Origin of the sequence: Streptomyces sp. NBC_00236, from assembly GCF_036195045.1 — a bacterium.
Classification (GTDB): Bacteria; Actinomycetota; Actinomycetes; order Streptomycetales; family Streptomycetaceae; genus Streptomyces.
Map to the genome: position 1 here is coordinate 5,074,542 of NZ_CP108100.1, position 18,631 is coordinate 5,093,172.

Genomic DNA, 18,631 nt, shown 5'->3' on the forward strand with positions numbered 1-18,631 from the left:
ACTCAGCGTGGCCGGGTCTGCGTACCGTGCCCAGGGACACAGCCCCTGCGTACGGCGATTGTCCCGGGCTTGTCCAGCGTTGTCCCGGCTGTCCGGAGTGACGTGCGGGGAACAGAGGCGGTTGAGCGGGAACGGCACGCGCGTCGGAAGTGGGGCACGGATGAGTGTGGACGGGGTCGGTACGGAGCAGGGCGGCGGCGGGGCGGACGAGCCCGGCTGGGACGTCGATCCGGATGACGAGTCGGGCGTCGCGGTGGTCGCCGCCGTGGGACGCCAGATCAGGGCCTGGCGGGAGGCCGCCGGGATGCGGGCCTGCGAGTTCGGCGCCGCGATCGGGTACGGGGAGGACCTGGTCCGCAAGGTCGAGGGCGGGCGGCGGATTCCCCGGCCGGAGTTCCTGGACCGGTCGGACGAGGTACTGGGCGCGGGCGGCAAGATCGCCATGATGAAGCGCGATGTGGCGGCGGTTCGGTACCCGAAGAAGGTGCGGGACCTGGCGGGCGTGGAGGCCAAGGCGGTTGAGCTCGCGGCCTATGTGGCGCACGGTCTCCATGGTCTCTTGCAGACTCCTGGCCACGCGCGTGCCTTGTTCGAGGCCCGGCAGCCTCCGTACTCGGAGGACGAGGTGGAACGCATGGTCGCCGCGCGCATGGGCCGGCAGTCGATCTACGAGCGGTCGCCTGGCCCGGCTCTCAGTTTCGTCCAGGAGGAGTCGGCACTCAGGCGCCCCATCGGGGGCGCGGCGGAGTGGCGGCGACAGCTCGAACGGCTTCTGGAAATCGGCAAGTTGCGCAATGTGACCCTCCAGGTGATGCCTACGCATCGAGAGGCGCATCCTGGGATGGACGGTGACATCGACGTTCTGAAGTTCAAGGACGGTACAGCGGTGGGACGTTCGCACGGGGCGTTCAATGGACGCCGGGTGACCGACGCGAAGCAACTCCGTATCCTCGAACTGCGGTATGGCGTCATCCGGGCCGAGGCACTCGCGCCACGGGAGTCGCTGGCCTTCATCGAGCAAGTGCTGGGAGAGACATGATCCGTAGGACCTCCGCGCCGGGCGGTTCCGAGATGGCCTGGTTCAAGAGCAGCTACAGCAGCAACGGCAACGAAGGCGATTGCGTCGAGATCGCCGTGGCCCCCGACGCCGTGCTTGTACGCGACTCCAAGAACGCGCAGGGCGCCCGGCTCACCTTCGGTGAGACCGCATGGGCGGGCTTCGTCCCGTACGCCGCCCATCACTGACCCCCTATATACGTACCGGGGCCAATGAAGCGTCCCGGATCCCCCGCAACACCTCCGCCCCGATCTCCGCCAGCCGGTGAGCCGGTGGCGGGGTCGCGCCGAGCCCGATCGCGTACCCCGTGCGGCCGCCGGCCGTGAGCGGGCGCGGCCAGACGCGGCAGTCGGCGGCGCCCGCGTCGGTGAGGGCGGCGGCCAGGGCGAGGAGCCTGCCGCGTAGCCGCCCCTCGTCCGGGCCGTCCGTGGGCACGGAGGCGAGGGCCCAGGACGGGTGCAGGTCGGACAGGCGCGGCGGCGTGCGCAGCAGCGCGCGCGGGTCGGTGCCGTCCTCCGCCGCCTCCAGGATCTCCCACGCCCGGTACAGCTCGGCGGCCAGGAGATCGCGGCCGGCAGCGGAGACCTGCGTGGTGCAGGACCGCACCGGAGCGGTCGGCGTCAGCACCGTGACCGGGTCTGCTGTCGCCGCAGCCGCCCCCACCGCCTCGTCCCAGTCCCACGCCGCCCACGTCGCGAAGAAGTGCCGGAGCAGCGCGAGCGGCGGCAGGTCGCCCGCCTCGCGGGCGGTGCGGGCGGCAAGGACGGTCCAGGCCAGGCCCGGCAGCCCGCCGCAGGGCGCGGAGTCGAGGCCCCTCGCGCCCGCCCACGCCTTGACGTCCAGGGCGAGAGAGGCGAAGGCGCCCCGGTGCGGTTCCGCCGCCGCGAGCACCGCTTCGGCGTCGGTCACCGCGCTCAGTGCGACCGCCGCCGCATCGCCCAGCTCGGAGCGGCGGGCGGCCGCCTCGGCGGGGGAGAGGGTCCCGGTCGCCACGGTGACCAGGTCCACCCGGAGGCCGTCGAGCCGCCAGCGCAGGCCGGGCACCCGGGCACCGGACACCTCCCGCACGTCCCGGGCCTCCGGGAAGGCGGCCATCACACGCGAGCGCACCCCCGCCGGCTCCGGGGTACCGGGCAGCGCGGCGACCAGGTCCAGGTCCGCGCCGGGCAGCGCGCAGCCCATGCGCCGGGAGCCGACGACGTGGACGCGGGCGCCGGGGAGGGCCGCGGCGACCCGTTCCGTAACCCCTTCAGCTACCGCAAGGGGCGGGCCCAGCTCCACCCGTACCCCGTAGTGATCGGAGACGTACAGCCCCTCGGGGCCGGGGGCGTCGCCGGTCAGGACGGCGGACCGGGCGCACAGCCGCTCCGTACGCAGCAGCACCCTGTCCAGCCGGGAGACGCGGCCCGACAGGGAGGAGACGGCGGCGAGCGGGTTCGCGGACGGGTCGAAGGTGGGGGTGGTGTCGGCGGAGCCGTGGACTTCGGTCCAGGCGTCCGTCATCGCCAGGCGGGCCTGTGGGTGGTCGCCGCCGTCGTTGAAGTCGCCGACGAGGAGCAGCTCGCCCTCGATGGCCGCCAACCCCGTTGCCAGGTCGGTGAGTTCGGCGTCCCGGCGACCGGCCCCCTCGGGGGAGTGGTCGCTGCTGAGGTGGGTGACGGACACCGTGACGGGCCCCTCGGCCGTGTCGATGACGGCGGCGGCCACCGCCTTGTGCGGGCCGAGGGTGTGCAGAGCCGCCTCGCTCACGGGCAGCCGGCTGAGCAGCAGCAGCCCGCAGTCCGGTACGTCGTGCCCTGCCGGGTCGGTGGCGAGGACGTATCCGTCCCGTACCCAGTCGCAGGCCAGCAGCAGCTCCAGCAGCGCCGGCTCCACCTCCTGGAGCGCGATGACGTCCGAGTCCGCCGCGCGCAGGGCGTCGAGGAGGAGGGGACGGCGTCGGGCTGTGTCGATGCGGTCGCTGTCGTAGCGGTCCCAGAGGGTGTTCCAGGTGAGGACCGTCAGCGGACCGGACGGGCCGGGCGGCCGGGCGGGCGACGGCTCCCAGGCGCCCGTAGCAGGGGAGAAGGCGTGCGGGACGCGGGAGGTGAAGAAGGGGGAGGGGAGCCGGCGCGGGCTGCGCACCCGGCCCGCCTCCGACGCGTCGATCCGGTCCGTGCCCGAGGACCGGTCCCACACCACCTCGCCGTCCGCCTCGAAGAACAGCACCCGGTGCCAGGGGATGTCGCCGCCGGGGGTGAACCGCTCCAGTGGCACCCGCTTGGGGTCGCGGCCGCGCTGGGCGACGCCCAGGACGAAGCGCGCCGGGTCGAAGCGGGCGTCCCAGCGGACCCGGTGGTAGATCTCCTCGCTCGTACGCATCAGGTCCGGTCCTCCACGGTTCCGCTCGTGCCGATGTACCAGGTGCGGTGGGCCTGGCCGGGATACGGGGGTACGAAGCGGCGCAGCTGAGAGGCAAGGACCTCCGGGGGTACGGGGTGGCTGCGCCGGGCGTTGCGCGCGGTCAGCTCGTCCGCGCCGATCCATGCCACGGCGTGGGTGATCAGGGCGTCCCTGCGGTGGGCGACCGCGTGGACCAGGGAGCGCTGGTGCGGATTGAGCGACGTGGCGTCCCAGACCACGGTGGCGCCGGGGACGAGCGCGGCGTCGAGGCGGTCCAGCCCCTCGCGCAACACATCCGCGTTGGCGCTCTGGTCGGCGCGGGAGCCGCGGGACTCGCGCAGGTCGTCGAGGGAGAGGTACGTGGCGATGCCCGGCAGCCCGCGGCCGAAGGTGCTCTTGCCGCTGCCGGACGGGCCGACGAGATGGATGAGGGAGGGGAAGTCACCGGACCGCCACCGCCAGGTCGCGGCGACCGCTTCCTCGGCGGTGCCGATGCGCCCCAGCGCGTACGCCTCGCGGGCCTGCGCCAGGCAGCGGGCGGCGGCCTCCGGCTCCAGGTCCGCGAAGGACTCCCGCAGCCCGGCCGGTTCCGCCACGTCCGCCGCGTGCAGCGCCGACCACTCCACCTGCTCGCGGGCCTCGGGCGTCTCGGCCAGTACGCCCGCCAGTGCGTGCAGGACCGGCAGGTCGGCGGCGAGCGCCATCCGGGCCAGGCCCGCGTGGCGCTCGTCGTCCGGATAGGGGCGGTGCAGTGCGGGGTACAGACCGACCAGGTCCGCGGTCCGGCGGGCGAGCGGCATCCCGAGCGGTCCGGCGAGCGCCGGTGCGAGTGCGGTCCGGCGGGTGCGGTGCAGCAGGGCGGCGAGTACTCCGGCCAGCCGGTCGTCGCCGGTGCGGCCCCGTGCGTCCAGGGCGTCGGCCGTCGCGAGAGCCGCGGCCGCGTCGCCGGGACCGGTTCCCGCAGCGACGGCGAGCGCCGCCGGGTCCACCGGGGCGCCCGAGCGCACGGCCCACAGGGCGGCGGCCGGGCCCAGTCCGTTCTCCACCACCTCCGCGTGCATCCAGTGCGTGTCCGTCGTCACGTGGCCCGGCCGCACCCACTTCGCGACGCGCCGCCCGAACGCCGCGGCCGGGAAGCTCTCGGCAGGGCGGACGACGTAACCCTCCTGGCGCAGCGTGTCCGGCCCGATCGCGCGCAGCGCCCTCTCGGCCCGGGCGTCGAACACACCGCGCCACAGCACCGGGGGTGTCGGAATGCCCAGGTCCCGCAGGAAGTCCACGCTCAGGTCCCAGTCCAGGCAGCGGTCCCCGTCCCAGACGGAGAAGCCGTAGAAGTGGCTCGCGAGGTCCTCGTACGGGATCGAGTGGCGGGCGAACATGTTCTCGCCGCAGATCCGCCACCCCGTCGGGATGCGCGGGCCGATGCGGCCCTGGAGCGCCTTGACCCAGCCGCGGGAGGGGTGGTGCGCCGAGTCGAGGGAGCGGGCGTGCAGCCCGTCGGCATACAGCGTGGTGTTCTCGCCGTCCAGCTTCTCGGTGACCACGACCTCGGAGCCGGTCAGCCCGGCGAGGTCGGCCAGGCGCACGTCGTCCGAGGTGGCCCCGGGTGACCAGGGCAGATGCGGGGTCCTCGGATAGTGCGTACGCATGTTCTGTGCCCCCGGTGAGTCGCCGTCCCGGCCGGTCACACTAGGGGCGGGGGCGTGTGGCGCTCGACCCAATATCGGGGCGGGGCGGACGGGCCGGGCCCCACCGCTCGTGCCCGCGTTTGACCACGGCGGCGCGGGGGGTAAGATCCTCGGCCCGATTGGCCAGGCTCATGCCCCGTATGGCACACTGACCAGGTTGCTCGGTTGAGTGTCAATGCTGCGCGCCTCCCGCCGGGAGGACCGGAAGCGAGTCCCACAGTACTCGTCGGCCCTGTAAGGGCCGGACGTACGGGAATCTTTCGGGAAGCGTATGTGTGGCACCGGCCAGGCGCCCGGTGGGGTTCCTCCCCCGGCAGCGCGGTCTCAGGCCCGCACCCCCTTGGTTGGGATCTTCTTCGGGAGATTTTCGTAGAGGGGATGCGACACGCCCGACCGCGTGGGTCGGAGGCGGAGTTACCAGAACCTCGGGTTCCAGAGCGTTACGAGAGACAGGACTACTAGTAGCCATGGCGGGACAGAAGATCCGCATCCGGCTCAAGGCCTACGACCACGAGGTCATCGACTCCTCGGCGAAGAAGATCGTCGAGACGGTGACCCGCACTGGTGCGTCGGTCGCGGGCCCGGTGCCGCTGCCCACTGAGAAGAACGTGTACTGCGTCATCAAGTCGCCGCACAAGTACAAGGACTCTCGCGAGCACTTCGAGATGCGCACGCACAAGCGCCTCATCGACATTCTCGACCCCACGCCGAAGACGGTTGACTCGCTGATGCGCCTCGACCTGCCGGCTGGCGTCGACATCGAGATCAAGCTCTGAGGGGACGGGCCGAGATGAGCAAGAACATCAAGGGCGTCCTGGGCGAGAAGCTCGGTATGACCCAGGTCTGGGACGAGAACAACCGGGTTGTCCCGGTGACCGTCGTCAAGGCCGGTCCGTGCGTCGTGACGCAGGTGCGTACGAACGACAGCGACGGCTACGAGTCGGTCCAGATCGCCTTCGGCGAGATTGACCCGCGCAAGGTGAACAAGCCCCTCAAGGGTCACTTCGCCAAGGCCGACGTGACTCCGCGCCGCCACCTGGTGGAGCTCCGCACCCCTGACGCCAGCGAGTACACGCTGGGCCAGGAGATCACCGCCCAGGTGTTCGAGTCCGGCGTCAAGGTTGACGTCACGGGCAAGAGCAAGGGCAAGGGCTTCGCCGGTGTCATGAAGCGTCACAACTTCAAGGGCCTCGGCGCCGGCCACGGCGTCCAGCGCAAGCACCGTTCCCCCGGTTCGATCGGTGGCTGTGCCACCCCTGGGCGTGTCTTCAAGGGCATGCGCATGGCCGGTCGGATGGGTAACGAGCGCGTCACCACCCAGAACCTGACCATCCACGCGGTTGACGCGGAGAAGGGTCTGCTCCTCATCAAGGGCGCAGTCCCCGGTCCGAACGGCGGCCTCGTCCTGGTCCGTACCGCGGCCAAGGGGGCTTGAGGTAATGAGCACCATTGACATCCTTTCGCCGGCAGGCGACAAGGCCGGTACCGTCGAGCTCCCCGCGGAGATCTTCGACGCGAAGACCAGCGTTCCGCTGATCCACCAGGTCGTTGTCGCACAGCTGGCAGCTGCCCGTCAGGGCACGCACTCGACCAAGCGTCGCGGCGAAGTCCGTGGTGGTGGGCGCAAGCCTTACCGCCAGAAGGGCACCGGCCGCGCCCGCCAGGGTTCGACCCGCGCACCGCAGTTCGTCGGCGGTGGCGTCGTGCACGGCCCCAAGCCGCGCGACTACTCGCAGCGCACCCCGAAGAAGATGAAGGCCGCCGCCCTGCGCGGTGCCCTGTCGGACCGGGCGCGTCACTCCCGCATCCACGTCGTCACCGGCGTGGTCGAGAGCGCGATCTCCACCAAGGCCGTCAAGACGCTGCTCGGCAAGATCTCGGAGCGCAACAACGTGCTCCTGGTCGTCGAGCGCAGCGACGAGGCCGCGTGGCTGTCCGCGCGCAACCTGCCCCAGGTGCACATCCTGGACCCGGGCCAGCTGAACACGTACGACGTGATCGTCTCTGACGACGTGGTCTTCACCCAGGCCGCTTTCGAGTCCTTCGTGTCTGGCCCCCAGACCGCTGAGACCGAAGGGAGCGACGCCTGATGAGTGAGGCGACCGTTACCAGCAAGACCTACTCCGACCCGCGTGACGTTCTCGTCAAGCCGGTTGTTTCGGAGAAGAGCTACGCGCTGCTCGACGAGAACAAGTACACGTTCATCGTCGCGCCCGGCTCCAACAAGACCCAGATCAAGCAGGCCGTGGAAGCGGTCTTCTCGGTCAAGGTCACCGGGGTCAACACGATCAACCGTCAGGGTAAGCGCAAGCGCACCAAGACCGGTTTCGGCAAGCGTGCTGACACCAAGCGCGCCATCGTGACCCTCGCTGAGGGCGACCGTATCGACATCTTCGGCGGCCCGACCTCCTAGCGGAGGTCGAGTCGTCCGGAATCGGACGAGGACTGAGAAATGGGTATCCGCAAGTACAAGCCGACGACCCCGGGCCGTCGTGGCTCCAGCGTCGCCGACTTTGTCGAGATCACGCGGTCCACGCCGGAGAAGTCGCTGGTCCGCCCCCTGCACAGCAAGGGCGGCCGTAACAACACCGGTCGTGTGACCGTTCGCCACCAGGGTGGTGGCCACAAGCGCGCCTACCGCGTGATCGACTTCCGTCGTCACGACAAGGACGGCGTGCCGGCCAAGGTCGCGCACATCGAGTACGACCCGAACCGCACCGCGCGCATCGCGCTCCTGCACTACGCGGACGGCGAGAAGCGCTACATCATCGCGCCGCGTGGCCTGGGTCAGGGCGACCGTGTCGAGAACGGCCCGGCCGCCGACATCAAGCCCGGTAACAACCTGGCGCTGCGCAACATCCCGGTCGGTACGACCATCCACGCCATCGAGCTGCGGCCCGGCGGCGGCGCGAAGTTCGCCCGTTCCGCGGGTGCCTCCGTGCAGCTGCTGGCGAAGGAGGGCACCATGGCCCACCTTCGTATGCCGTCGGGTGAGATCCGCCTGGTCGACGCCCGCTGCCGCGCCACCATCGGTGAGGTCGGCAACGCCGAGCAGTCGAACATCAACTGGGGCAAGGCCGGCCGCATGCGCTGGAAGGGCGTTCGCCCGTCCGTCCGCGGTGTCGCGATGAACCCGGTTGACCACCCGCACGGTGGTGGTGAAGGCAAGACCTCCGGTGGACGTCACCCGGTCTCGCCGTGGGGTCAGAAGGAGGGTCGTACTCGCTCGCCGAAGAAGGCATCGAGCAAGTACATCGTCCGCCGCCGCAAGACGAACAAGAAGCGCTAGGAGCGGGTTTAGATGCCGCGCAGTCTCAAGAAGGGGCCCTTCGTCGACGGCCACCTCATCAAGAAGGTGGACGTACAGAACGAGGCAGGCACCAAGAACGTCATCAAGACCTGGTCCCGTCGCTCGATGATCATCCCGGCCATGCTGGGTCACACCATCGCGGTGCACAACGGCAAGATTCACGTCCCGGTGTTCGTCACCGAGTCGATGGTCGGCCACAAGCTCGGCGAGTTCTCGCCGACTCGCACCTTCCGCGGCCACGTCAAGGACGACCGGAAGTCGAAGCGCCGCTAGCGCGGGGTGGAAACGACTATGACTCACACCGAAGGGACAACCATGGAAGCCAGGGCCCAGGCGCGGTACATCCGCGTCACGCCCATGAAGGCCCGCCGAGTGGTGGACCTCATCCGTGGCATGGATGCCACGGAGGCTCAGGCGGTCCTGCGTTTCGCCCCGCAGGCCGCGAGCGTGCCGGTTGGCAAGGTGCTTGACAGCGCCATTGCCAACGCTGCACACAACTACGACCACCCTGACGCCTCTTCGCTGGTCATCAGCGAGGCGTACGTGGACGAGGGCCCGACCCTGAAGCGGTTCCGTCCGCGTGCTCAGGGCCGTGCCTACCGGATCCGTAAGCGGACCAGCCACATCACCGTGGTCGTCAGCAGCAAGGAAGGAACCCGGTAATGGGCCAGAAGGTAAACCCGCACGGGTTCCGGCTCGGCATTACCACGGACTTCAAGTCCCGTTGGTACGCCGACAAGCTGTACAAGGACTACGTCAAGGAAGACGTCGCCATTCGTCGCATGATGACGAAGGGCATGGAGCGAGCCGGCATCTCGAAGGTTGAGATCGAGCGCACCCGCGACCGCGTCCGCGTTGACATCCACACCGCCCGCCCGGGCATCGTCATCGGCCGCCGCGGCGCCGAGGCCGACCGCATCCGTGGCGAGCTGGAGAAGCTGACCGGCAAGCAGGTCCAGCTGAACATCCTCGAGGTCAAGAACCCCGAGGTGGACGCTCAGCTGGTGGCCCAGGCCGTCGCCGAGCAGCTCTCCTCCCGCGTCTCCTTCCGTCGTGCCATGCGTAAGAGCATGCAGAGCTCGATGAAGGCCGGCGCCAAGGGCATCAAGATCCAGTGCGGCGGTCGCCTCGGCGGCGCCGAGATGTCCCGCTCGGAGTTCTACCGCGAGGGCCGCGTGCCCCTGCACACCCTCCGTGCGAACGTCGACTACGGCTTCTTCGAGGCCAAGACGACCTTCGGCCGCATCGGCGTGAAGGTCTGGATCTACAAGGGCGACGTCAAGAACATCGCCGAGGTCCGCGCCGAGAACGCTGCTGCCCGTGCGGGCAACCGCCCGGCCCGTGGCGGCGCTGACCGTCCGGCCGGCCGCGGTGGCCGTGGTGGCGAGCGTGGCGGTCGCGGCCGCAAGCCGCAGCAGTCGGCTCCGGCCGCCGAGGCCCCCAAGGCCGAGGCGACCGCCGCTGCTCCGGCGGCTGAGAGCACCGGAACGGAGGCCTGACCGAAATGCTGATCCCCCGTAGGGTCAAGCACCGCAAGCAGCACCACCCGAAGCGCAGCGGTATGTCCAAGGGTGGCACGCAGGTTGCGTTCGGCGAGTACGGCATCCAGGCGCTGACCCCGGCGTACGTGACGAACCGTCAGATCGAGTCCGCTCGTATCGCGATGACCCGTCACATCAAGCGTGGCGGCAAGGTCTGGATCAACATCTACCCGGACCGTCCCCTGACGAAGAAGCCTGCCGAGACCCGCATGGGTTCCGGTAAGGGTTCTCCCGAGTGGTGGATCGCGAACGTCAAGCCGGGTCGGGTGATGTTCGAGCTGTCCTACCCGAACGAGAAGATTGCTCGTGAGGCGCTCACCCGCGCTGCTCACAAGCTTCCGATGAAGTGCCGGATTGTTCGGCGCGAGGCAGGTGAGTCGTGATGTCGGCCGGTACCAAGACGTCCGAGCTGCGCGAGCTGGGCAACGAGGAGCTCCTCAACAAGCTCCGCGAGGCCAAGGAAGAGCTGTTCAACCTCCGCTTCCAGGCGGCGACCGGACAGCTCGAGAACCACGGCCGGCTCAAGTCCGTCCGTAAGGACATCGCCCGGATCTACACCCTGATGCGCGAGCGCGAGCTCGGCATCGAGACGGTGGAGAGCGTCTGATGAGCGAGAAGACTGTGACTGAGACGAACACCGACCGCGGTTTCCGCAAGACCCGTGAGGGTCTGGTCGTCAGCGACAAGATGGACAAGACCGTCGTCGTCGCTGTCGAGGACCGCGTCAAGCACGCGCTGTACGGCAAGGTCATCCGCCGTACGAACAAGCTCAAGGCTCACGACGAGCAGAACGCCGCCGGCGTCGGCGACCGTGTCCTCCTCATGGAGACCCGGCCGCTGTCCGCCACGAAGCGGTGGCGCATCGTCGAGATCCTCGAGAAGGCCAAGTAATTCCTGAGGGGTTTCCCCTTCAGGCAGGTTCCGCCAGGCTCGGCGGGGGTCCGTTCCGGTAACGGAGCGGCCCCCGCCGGGAACCGGCAGACGATCAGGAGATAGACGTGATCCAGCAGGAGTCGCGACTGCGTGTCGCCGACAACACGGGTGCGAAGGAAATTCTCACCATCCGTGTTCTCGGTGGCTCGGGTCGCCGCTACGCGGGCATCGGTGACGTCATCGTCGCCACCGTCAAGGACGCGATCCCCGGTGGCAACGTGAAGAAGGGTGACGTCGTCAAGGCCGTCATCGTTCGCACCGTCAAGGAGCGTCGTCGTCAGGATGGCTCGTACATCCGCTTCGACGAGAACGCCGCTGTCATTCTCAAGAACGACGGCGACCCCCGCGGCACCCGTATCTTCGGCCCGGTGGGCCGTGAGCTGCGCGAGAAGAAGTTCATGAAGATCATCTCGCTCGCGCCGGAGGTGCTGTAAGCATGAAGATCAAGAAGGGCGACCTGGTTCAGGTCATCACCGGTAAGGACAAGGGCAAGCAGGGCAAGGTCATCGTTGCCTACCCTGCTCAGGACCGCGTCCTCGTCGAGGGTGTCAACCGGGTCAAGAAGCACACCAAGGCCGGTCAGACCGCTCGCGGCTCGCAGACCGGTGGCATTGTGACGACCGAGGCACCCGTCCACGTCAGCAACGTGCAGCTGGTTGTTGAGAAGGACGGCAACAAGGTCGTTACTCGCGTCGGCTACCGCTTTGACGACGAGGGCAACAAGATCCGCGTTGCCAAGCGCACCGGTGAGGACATCTGATGACTACCACCACTGCGCCGCGTCTCAAGACGCGCTACCGCGAGGAAATCGCCGGCAAGCTGCGTGAGGAGTTCTCCTACGAGAACGTCATGCAGATTCCCGGTCTGGTCAAGATCGTGGTCAACATGGGTGTGGGCGACGCCGCCCGCGACTCCAAGCTGATCGATGGCGCCGTGCGCGACCTCACCACGATCACCGGTCAGAAGCCGGCCGTCACCAAGGCCCGCAAGTCGATCGCGCAGTTCAAGCTGCGCGAGGGGCAGCCGATCGGCTGCCACGTCACCCTCCGTGGTGACCGCATGTGGGAGTTCCTGGACCGTACGCTGTCGCTCGCGCTTCCGCGTATCCGTGACTTCCGTGGCCTGTCGCCGAAGCAGTTCGACGGCCGTGGCAACTACACCTTCGGTCTCACGGAGCAGGTCATGTTCCACGAGATCGACCAGGACAAGATCGACCGGGTCCGGGGCATGGACATCACCGTGGTCACCACGGCGACCAATGACGACGAGGGTCGTGCCCTCCTTCGTCACCTCGGCTTCCCGTTCAAGGAGAACTGACCGTGGCGAAGAAGGCTCTGATCGCTAAGGCCGCCCGTAAGCCGAAGTTCGGCGTTCGCGGGTACACCCGCTGCCAGCGCTGCGGCCGGCCCCACTCCGTCTACCGCAAGTTCGGCCTGTGCCGCGTGTGCCTTCGTGAGATGGCTCACCGTGGCGAGCTGCCGGGCGTGACCAAGAGCTCCTGGTAATTCTCCTTCGCCCTTTGGGCGTTGGGAATCACCGGAGACTCTCGGTAAGCATCTGGTCGGCAGGAGCCCGGCCTCGCATGCCGTAGGCTTGTGGGGTTGGGCGCCTGCCGCCCAAGACCGACTTACTACGCCGTAGGTCCCCGCACCGCACCCGTCCTGCCTCTGAGTAGGGAGAGGGATGGCGCATACAGGAAACCCCGGCGAGAGAGGCCGAAGGCCAACTCATGACCATGACTGATCCCATCGCAGACATGCTCACGCGTCTGCGTAACGCGAACTCGGCGTATCACGACGACGTCACGATGCCGCACAGCAAGATCAAGTCGCACATCGCGGAGATCCTCCAGCAGGAGGGCTTCATCACGGGCTGGAAGGTCGAGGACGCCGAGGTTGGCAAGAACCTCGTCCTCGAGCTGAAGTTCGGCCCGAACCGCGAGCGCTCGATCGCCGGCATCAAGCGTATTTCGAAGCCGGGTCTGCGTGTATACGCAAAGTCCACCAATCTGCCGAAGGTTCTCGGCGGCCTGGGCGTGGCGATCATCTCCACGTCCCACGGTCTCCTGACCGGCCAGCAGGCCAGCAAGAAGGGCGTAGGTGGGGAAGTCCTCGCCTACGTCTGGTAGTCGGGAACGGAGGAATAGCTCATGTCGCGAATCGGCAAGCTCCCCATCCAGGTTCCCGCCGGTGTGGACGTCACCATCGATGGCCGTACGGTCGCGGTGAAGGGCCCCAAGGGCACCCTCTCGCACACCGTTGCGTCGCCGATCGAGGTCACCAAGGGTGAGGACGGCGTCCTGAACGTCGCCCGCCCGAACGACGAGCGTCAGAACAAGGCCCTTCACGGCCTGTCCCGCACGCTGGTGGCGAACATGATCACCGGCGTGACCACGGGATACATCAAGGCGCTCGAGATCAGTGGTGTCGGTTACCGCGTCCAGGCGAAGGGCTCCAACCTGGAGTTCGCCCTGGGCTACAGCCACCCGATCCTGATCGAGGCCCCGGAGGGCATCACCTTCAAGGTGGAGTCCCCCACGAAGTTCACCGTCGAGGGCATCGACAAGCAGAAGGTCGGCGAGACCGCGGCCAAGATCCGCAAGCTGCGGAAGCCTGACCCGTACAAGGCCAAGGGCGTCAAGTACGCCGGCGAGGTCATCCGCCGCAAGGTCGGAAAGGCTGGTAAGTAGCGATGGCATACGGCGTAAAGATCGCCAAGGGCGACGCGTACAAGCGTGCAGCCCTCAAGCGTCGCCACATCCGCGTCCGCAAGCACATCTCCGGTTCGCCGGAGCGTCCGCGCTTGGTTGTGACGCGTTCCAACCGCCACATGGTGGCTCAGGTCATCGACGACATCGCGGGCCACACGCTCGCGTCGGCGTCGACCCTGGACGTCTCCATCCGTGGTGGCGAGGGCGACAAGAGCAGCCAGGCCAAGCAGGTCGGCGCCCTGGTCGCCGAGCGTGCCAAGGCCGCAGGCGTCGAGGCCGTCGTGTTTGACCGCGGTGGTAACCAGTACGCCGGGCGGATTGCCGCTCTGGCTGACGCCGCCCGTGAAGCCGGGCTGAAGTTCTAAGCCCCGGTTCCTACGCACAGCGGACGTAACAGAGAGAGGTAAATCCAATGGCTGGACCCCAGCGCCGCGGAAGCGGTGCCGGTGGCGGCGAGCGGCGGGACCGGAAGGGCCGTGACGGCGGCGCAGCTGCCGCCGAGAAGACCGCGTACGTCGAGCGCGTCGTCGCGATCAACCGTGTCGCCAAGGTTGTGAAGGGTGGTCGTCGCTTCAGCTTCACCGCGCTGGTCGTGGTGGGCGATGGTGACGGCACCGTCGGTGTCGGTTACGGCAAGGCCAAGGAAGTTCCCGCGGCCATTGCCAAGGGCGTGGAAGAAGCCAAGAAGAACTTCTTCAAGGTTCCGCGTATCCAGGGCACCATCCCTCACCCGATCCAGGGCGAGAAGGCTGCGGGCGTCGTTCTGCTCAAGCCTGCTTCCCCCGGTACCGGTGTTATCGCCGGTGGCCCGGTGCGCGCCGTTCTGGAGTGCGCCGGCGTTCACGACATCCTGTCGAAGTCGCTCGGTTCTTCGAACCCGATCAACATCGTGCACGCGACCGTGGCGGCCCTCCAGGGCCTGCAGCGTCCCGAGGAGATCGCGGCTCGCCGTGGTCTGCCCCTCGAGGACGTCGCCCCCGCGGCTCTGCTTCGTGCTCGTGCGGGAGCGGGTGCGTAATGGCCCGTCTCAAGATCACGCAGACGAAGTCGTACATCGGCAGCAAGCAGAACCACCGCGACACCCTTCGTTCGCTCGGGCTCAAGCGCCTGCACGACGTGGTTGTCAAGGAGGACCGCCCCGAGTTCCGCGGAATGGTTCACACCGTCCGCCACCTCGTGACGGTTGAGGAGGTCGACTGACATGGCGGAGAACAAGCCGCTGAAGGCGCATGACCTCCGGCCTGCCCCGGGTGCCAAGACCGCCAAGACCCGTGTGGGTCGTGGTGAGGCATCCAAGGGTAAGACCGCTGGTCGTGGTACCAAGGGCACCAAGGCCCGTTACCAGGTTCCGGAGCGCTTCGAGGGTGGCCAGATGCCCCTCCACATGCGTCTCCCGAAGCTCAAGGGCTTCAAGAACCCGTTCCGCACCGAGTACCAGGTCGTGAACCTGGACAAGCTCGCGACGCTCTACCCCGAGGGTGGAGAGGTCACGGTGGCCGACCTGGTCGCCAAGGGCGCTGTGCGCAACAACCACCTCGTCAAGGTCCTCGGACAGGGCGAGATCTCCGTGGCACTGCAGGTTTCGGTTGACGCCGTCTCCGGCTCCGCCAAGGAGAAGATTGCCGCTGCCGGCGGCACCGTCACCGAGCTCGTCTGAGACAACTCGGACCAATCGGTGGCCTGAACATCCGACCGGGGATGCCTCTCATATGGGGCATCCCCGGTTGGTCGTTCCTAGGGGGGCATGTACGCCGGTAAGGTGGCCTCCGTTGCTGTGGTAAGCCCTGGGCGCAAGCGCCTTGGGCCCTTTGGCTATTACGTACTCATCGATCCTCAAGACCGTCACCTCTACGCATTGCGCGGGGGTCGCAGGAGGCACCGTGCTCACCGCGTTCGCCCGGGCGTTCAAGACGCCCGACCTGCGCAAGAAGCTGTTCTTCACGCTCGGCATCATCGTGCTCTACCGGCTCGGGGCGCACATCCCGGTACCGGGTGTGAGCTACGAGAACGTCCAGACCTGTGTTGATCAGGCAAGTAAGGGCAACAACAGCCTCTTCGGCCTGGTGAACATGTTCAGCGGTGGTGCACTGCTGCAGATCACGATCTTCGCGCTCGGCATCATGCCGTACATCACGGCCAGCATCATTCTTCAGCTGCTGACCGTGGTGATTCCCCGACTCGAGGCGCTCAAGAAGGAGGGGCAGTCCGGCCAGGCAAAGATCACGCAGTACACGCGTTATCTGACGGTCGCACTCGCCATCCTGCAGGGCACCGGCCTGGTGGCCACCGCACGCAGCGGTGCGCTCTTCAGCGGCTGCCCGGTCGCCGACCAGATCGTCCCGAACCAGTCGATGTTCACGACGGTCGTCATGGTCATCACGATGACCGCCGGCACGGCCGCCGTCATGTGGCTCGGTGAGCTCATCACCGACCGCGGCATCGGCAACGGCATGTCGATCCTGATGTTCATCTCGATCGCCGCCAGCTTCCCCGGCGCCATCTGGGCCATCAAGACGAGCGGCAAGCTCGCGGACGGCTGGATCGAGTTCGCCACCGTCATCCTGATCGGCTTCGTGATGGTGGGGCTCGTCGTCTTCGTCGAGCAGGCCCAGCGCCGGATCCCGGTGCAGTACGCGAAGCGCATGATCGGGCGCCGGTCGTACGGTGGTACGTCCACCTACATCCCGCTGAAGGTGAACCAGGCGGGTGTGATTCCCGTCATCTTCGCTTCTTCGCTGCTCTACATCCCGGCCCTGATCGTCCAGTTCTCCAACTCCACCGCGGGCTGGGCGACCTGGATCCAGGACCACTTCGTCAAGGGCGACCACCCGTACTACATCGCGACGTACTTCCTGTTGATCGTGTTCTTCGCCTTCTTCTACGTGGCGATCTCGTTCAACCCCGAGGAAGTCGCCGACAACATGAAGAAGTATGGTGGCTTCATCCCGGGTATCCGGGCAGGTCGACCTACTGCCGAGTATCTGAGCTACGTGCTCAACAGGATCACTTGGCCGGGCTCGCTGTATCTGGGTCTGATCGCTCTTGTGCCGACGATGGCGTTGGCAGGCTTCGGCGGGGCCAACCAGAACTTCCCGTTCGGCGGGACGAGCATCCTCATCATCGTGGGTGTGGGTCTGGAAACCGTGAAGCAGATCGAGAGTCAGCTCCAGCAGCGCAATTACGAAGGGTTCCTCCGCTGATGCGAATCGTCCTCGTCGGCCCGCCGGGTGCCGGCAAGGGAACGCAGGCTGCGTACCTTGCCAAGAACCTGTCGATTCCGCACATCTCCACGGGCGACCTCTTCCGCGCCAACATCAGCCAGGGCACTGACCTTGGCAAGCAGGCCCGCGCCTACATGGACGCGGGGCAGCTGGTGCCGGACGAGGTCACGATCGGGATGGCCAAGGACCGCATGTCCCAGCCGGACGCGGTCAACGGCTTCCTGCTCGACGGCTTCCCGCGCAACGTGGGTCAGGCCGAGGCGCTCGATGTGATGCTCAAGGACGAGGGCGTAAAGCTGGACGCGGTACTCGACCTCGAAGTCCCCGAGGACGAGGTCGTGAAGCGCATCGCGGGCCGCCGGGTCTGCCGCAACGAGAGCGCGCACGTGTTCCACGTGACGTACAACCCGCCGAAGACCGAGGGTGTCTGCGACACCTGTGGCGGCGAGCTGTACCAGCGCGACGACGACAGCGAAGAGACGGTCCGCACCCGGCTGGAGGTCTACCACACGCAGACCGAGCCGATCATCGACTACTACAGGGCGCAGAACCTGGTGGTCACCATCTCCGCGCTCGGCAAGGTCACCGAGGTGACCGAGCGGGCCATGGAGGCTCTGAAGTCCGACGAGGGCTGAGAGAGCACCCGTAGTACATGCAGTGCAGTCGGCCGCGGCGTCCTTGGGCGCCGCGGCCGACTGTTTGCGGCCGTATCGTTGAGTACGCCGCACCCGTCCCCGTATCCAGAAAGGCGCCGCGCAATGGTGCAGATCAAGACCCCCGAGCAGATCGCGAAGATGCGTGAGGCGGGGCTGGTGGTCGCTGCCATTCACGCCGCCACCCGCGAGGCGGCGGTGCCCGGTGCCACCACGCAGGACCTGGACCAGGTCGCCCGCAAGGTGATCGCCGACCACGGTGCGAAGTCGAACTTCCTCGGGTACGGCGGGTTCCCCGCGACGATCTGCACCTCGGTGAACGAGGTCGTCGTCCACGGCATCCCGGACGACAAGACCGTCCTCAAGGACGGCGACATCATCTCCATCGACGCCGGCGCGATCATCGACGGCTGGCACGGCGACGCGGCCTACACGGCCTTCGTCGGCACCGGTCACGCTCCGGAGCTCGTCGAGCTCTCCCGGGTGACCGAGGAGTCGATGTGGGCCGGTATCGCGGCGATGAAGGTGAACAACCGCCTGGTCGACATCTCGAAGGCGATCGAGTCCTACATCCGCCGCCAGCCCCGTCCGGCGACGGGCAAGTACGGGATCATCGAGGACTACGGCGGGCACGGCATCGGCACCGAGATGCACATGGACCCGCACCTGCTGAACTACGTCGCCCGCAAGCGCGGCAAGGGCATCAAGCTGGTCCCGGGCCTCTGCCTGGCCATCGAGCCGATGGTCTCCCTCGGCACGGCCCGTACCGAGGTGCTGGAGGACGAGTGGACCGTCATCACCACCGACGGCACCTGGTCCTCCCACTGGGAGCACTCCATCGCCCTCACGGAGCAGGGCCCGCTGGTCCTGACCGCTCCGGACTGCGGCCGCGAGAAGCTGGCGCAGTACGGCGTGGAGGCGGCGCCCGACCCGCTGGGCTGACGAGGGGTGCCGGCGGTGCCGGGCCTCTTGCGTGATTGACAGCCACCGCGAGGTCTAAGGATCTCCCGCGGTGGGCAAACTTGACGGATTCGTCTTTTGGAGTCCGCTGACGTAGACTGACTCGTCGGCTCTCGTGCATCCGTGTGTCCGCATACGAGTGACGGAAGTCGATCAAGGTAGCCGATTCGAAAGGC

28 protein-coding genes are annotated in these 18,631 nt (G+C 67.8%); 26 read left to right on the forward strand and 2 right to left on the reverse strand.

All coding sequences use genetic code 11. From position 1 onward, the window contains the following. The first annotated feature begins 160 nt into the window (after positions 1-160). Together OG446_RS22920 and OG446_RS22925 are read left to right on the forward strand one after the other, a co-directional pair. The gene (locus OG446_RS22920; RefSeq protein WP_328895806.1) at positions 161-1,039 is read left to right on the forward strand and encodes a helix-turn-helix domain-containing protein; all 879 of its coding nucleotides are present in this window, start codon (positions 161-163) and stop codon (positions 1,037-1,039) included. Beyond that, positions 1,036-1,245, forward strand: coding sequence for a DUF397 domain-containing protein (locus OG446_RS22925; protein ID WP_328895807.1), 210 nt, complete (start codon positions 1,036-1,038; stop codon positions 1,243-1,245). The genes OG446_RS22920 and OG446_RS22925 overlap by 4 nt, the downstream gene beginning before the upstream one ends. Before the next feature lie 4 nt (positions 1,246-1,249). Here OG446_RS22925 and OG446_RS22930 read toward each other — a convergent pair whose 3' ends face one another. Further along, the gene (locus tag OG446_RS22930) at positions 1,250-3,418 is read right to left on the reverse strand and encodes an RNA repair domain-containing protein (protein WP_328895808.1); all 2,169 of its coding nucleotides are present in this window, start codon (positions 3,416-3,418) and stop codon (positions 1,250-1,252) included. Further along, a complete protein-coding gene (locus OG446_RS22935) occupies positions 3,418-5,088 on the reverse strand; it encodes an RNA ligase family protein (RefSeq protein WP_328895809.1) in 1,671 nt (556 codons plus the stop codon). Before OG446_RS22935 ends, OG446_RS22930 begins: the two co-directional genes overlap by 1 nt. 506 nt (positions 5,089-5,594) lie before the next feature. Between OG446_RS22935 and rpsJ the strand changes: the two genes are divergently transcribed. The 24 genes from rpsJ (at position 5,595) to map (ending at position 18,437) form a co-directional block, all read left to right on the forward strand. After that, entirely contained in the window at positions 5,595-5,903 is a 309-nt protein-coding gene (gene rpsJ / locus OG446_RS22940; protein WP_003948644.1) for a 30S ribosomal protein S10, read from the forward strand. A gap of 14 nt (positions 5,904-5,917) precedes the next feature. Next, positions 5,918-6,562 (forward strand): 50S ribosomal protein L3, encoded by a 645-nt coding sequence (rplC, locus tag OG446_RS22945; RefSeq protein ID WP_136328436.1) that lies wholly within the window; start codon positions 5,918-5,920, stop codon positions 6,560-6,562. A 4-nt stretch (positions 6,563-6,566) separates the two neighbouring features. Further along, positions 6,567-7,217 (forward strand): 50S ribosomal protein L4, encoded by a 651-nt coding sequence (gene rplD / locus OG446_RS22950; protein ID WP_266781659.1) that lies wholly within the window; start codon positions 6,567-6,569, stop codon positions 7,215-7,217. Continuing rightward, complete coding sequence (gene rplW, locus OG446_RS22955; RefSeq protein ID WP_014154589.1) at positions 7,217-7,540, forward strand: 50S ribosomal protein L23; 324 nt, start codon at positions 7,217-7,219, stop codon at positions 7,538-7,540. Before rplD ends, rplW begins: the two co-directional genes overlap by 1 nt. A gap of 39 nt (positions 7,541-7,579) precedes the next feature. After that, a complete protein-coding gene (gene rplB / locus OG446_RS22960) occupies positions 7,580-8,416 on the forward strand; it encodes a 50S ribosomal protein L2 (RefSeq protein ID WP_024494973.1) in 837 nt (278 codons plus the stop codon). 12 nt (positions 8,417-8,428) lie between these two features. Further along, complete coding sequence (gene rpsS, locus OG446_RS22965; protein ID WP_023539342.1) at positions 8,429-8,710, forward strand: 30S ribosomal protein S19; 282 nt, start codon at positions 8,429-8,431, stop codon at positions 8,708-8,710. Positions 8,711-8,752: 42 nt separating this feature from the next. Beyond that, positions 8,753-9,100: a 50S ribosomal protein L22 gene (gene rplV / locus OG446_RS22970; protein WP_026290933.1), complete on the forward strand. Its 348-nt coding sequence runs from the start codon at positions 8,753-8,755 to the stop codon at positions 9,098-9,100. Continuing rightward, positions 9,100-9,936 carry a 30S ribosomal protein S3 gene (gene rpsC / locus OG446_RS22975; RefSeq protein WP_328895810.1) on the forward strand — a complete coding sequence of 279 codons (837 nt, stop codon included), beginning with the start codon at positions 9,100-9,102 and terminating at the stop codon, positions 9,934-9,936. Before rplV ends, rpsC begins: the two co-directional genes overlap by 1 nt. A gap of 5 nt (positions 9,937-9,941) precedes the next feature. Next, positions 9,942-10,361: a 50S ribosomal protein L16 gene (gene rplP, locus OG446_RS22980; protein ID WP_003966953.1), complete on the forward strand. Its 420-nt coding sequence runs from the start codon at positions 9,942-9,944 to the stop codon at positions 10,359-10,361. Further along, positions 10,361-10,585 carry a 50S ribosomal protein L29 gene (gene rpmC / locus OG446_RS22985; protein WP_024494976.1) on the forward strand — a complete coding sequence of 75 codons (225 nt, stop codon included), beginning with the start codon at positions 10,361-10,363 and terminating at the stop codon, positions 10,583-10,585. Before rplP ends, rpmC begins: the two co-directional genes overlap by 1 nt. Continuing rightward, positions 10,585-10,869, forward strand: coding sequence for a 30S ribosomal protein S17 (rpsQ, locus tag OG446_RS22990; protein WP_073786784.1), 285 nt, complete (start codon positions 10,585-10,587; stop codon positions 10,867-10,869). The genes rpmC and rpsQ overlap by 1 nt, the downstream gene beginning before the upstream one ends. 107 nt (positions 10,870-10,976) lie before the next feature. After that, complete coding sequence (gene rplN / locus OG446_RS22995) at positions 10,977-11,345, forward strand: 50S ribosomal protein L14 (protein ID WP_003966950.1); 369 nt, start codon at positions 10,977-10,979, stop codon at positions 11,343-11,345. A gap of 2 nt (positions 11,346-11,347) precedes the next feature. Next, complete coding sequence (gene rplX / locus OG446_RS23000; RefSeq protein ID WP_018550616.1) at positions 11,348-11,671, forward strand: 50S ribosomal protein L24; 324 nt, start codon at positions 11,348-11,350, stop codon at positions 11,669-11,671. Next, the gene (rplE, locus tag OG446_RS23005; protein WP_018550615.1) at positions 11,671-12,228 is read left to right on the forward strand and encodes a 50S ribosomal protein L5; all 558 of its coding nucleotides are present in this window, start codon (positions 11,671-11,673) and stop codon (positions 12,226-12,228) included. The genes rplX and rplE overlap by 1 nt, the downstream gene beginning before the upstream one ends. Before the next feature lie 2 nt (positions 12,229-12,230). Beyond that, positions 12,231-12,416 (forward strand): type Z 30S ribosomal protein S14, encoded by a 186-nt coding sequence (locus tag OG446_RS23010; RefSeq protein WP_003948630.1) that lies wholly within the window; start codon positions 12,231-12,233, stop codon positions 12,414-12,416. A gap of 224 nt (positions 12,417-12,640) precedes the next feature. Further along, a complete protein-coding gene (gene rpsH, locus OG446_RS23015; RefSeq protein ID WP_018519291.1) occupies positions 12,641-13,039 on the forward strand; it encodes a 30S ribosomal protein S8 in 399 nt (132 codons plus the stop codon). Positions 13,040-13,060: 21 nt separating this feature from the next. Further along, entirely contained in the window at positions 13,061-13,600 is a 540-nt protein-coding gene (gene rplF, locus OG446_RS23020; protein WP_148020235.1) for a 50S ribosomal protein L6, read from the forward strand. Between the two features lie 2 nt (positions 13,601-13,602). Next, complete coding sequence (gene rplR / locus OG446_RS23025; protein ID WP_018550612.1) at positions 13,603-13,986, forward strand: 50S ribosomal protein L18; 384 nt, start codon at positions 13,603-13,605, stop codon at positions 13,984-13,986. A gap of 47 nt (positions 13,987-14,033) precedes the next feature. Beyond that, positions 14,034-14,639: a 30S ribosomal protein S5 gene (gene rpsE / locus OG446_RS23030; RefSeq protein WP_018101216.1), complete on the forward strand. Its 606-nt coding sequence runs from the start codon at positions 14,034-14,036 to the stop codon at positions 14,637-14,639. Continuing rightward, a complete protein-coding gene (gene rpmD / locus OG446_RS23035; protein ID WP_018550611.1) occupies positions 14,639-14,821 on the forward strand; it encodes a 50S ribosomal protein L30 in 183 nt (60 codons plus the stop codon). The genes rpsE and rpmD overlap by 1 nt, the downstream gene beginning before the upstream one ends. Before the next feature lies 1 nt (position 14,822). Continuing rightward, a complete protein-coding gene (gene rplO / locus OG446_RS23040; RefSeq protein WP_018550610.1) occupies positions 14,823-15,278 on the forward strand; it encodes a 50S ribosomal protein L15 in 456 nt (151 codons plus the stop codon). A 223-nt stretch (positions 15,279-15,501) separates the two neighbouring features. Then, on the forward strand, positions 15,502-16,821 hold the full coding sequence (gene secY / locus OG446_RS23045) for a preprotein translocase subunit SecY (RefSeq protein ID WP_148020236.1): 1,320 nt from the start codon (positions 15,502-15,504) through the stop codon (positions 16,819-16,821). Then, positions 16,821-17,477, forward strand: coding sequence for an adenylate kinase (locus tag OG446_RS23050; RefSeq protein WP_328895811.1), 657 nt, complete (start codon positions 16,821-16,823; stop codon positions 17,475-17,477). The genes secY and OG446_RS23050 overlap by 1 nt, the downstream gene beginning before the upstream one ends. A 123-nt stretch (positions 17,478-17,600) precedes the next feature. Next, positions 17,601-18,437 carry a type I methionyl aminopeptidase gene (gene map, locus OG446_RS23055; protein WP_328895812.1) on the forward strand — a complete coding sequence of 279 codons (837 nt, stop codon included), beginning with the start codon at positions 17,601-17,603 and terminating at the stop codon, positions 18,435-18,437. Positions 18,438-18,631: the final 194 nt, after the last annotated feature.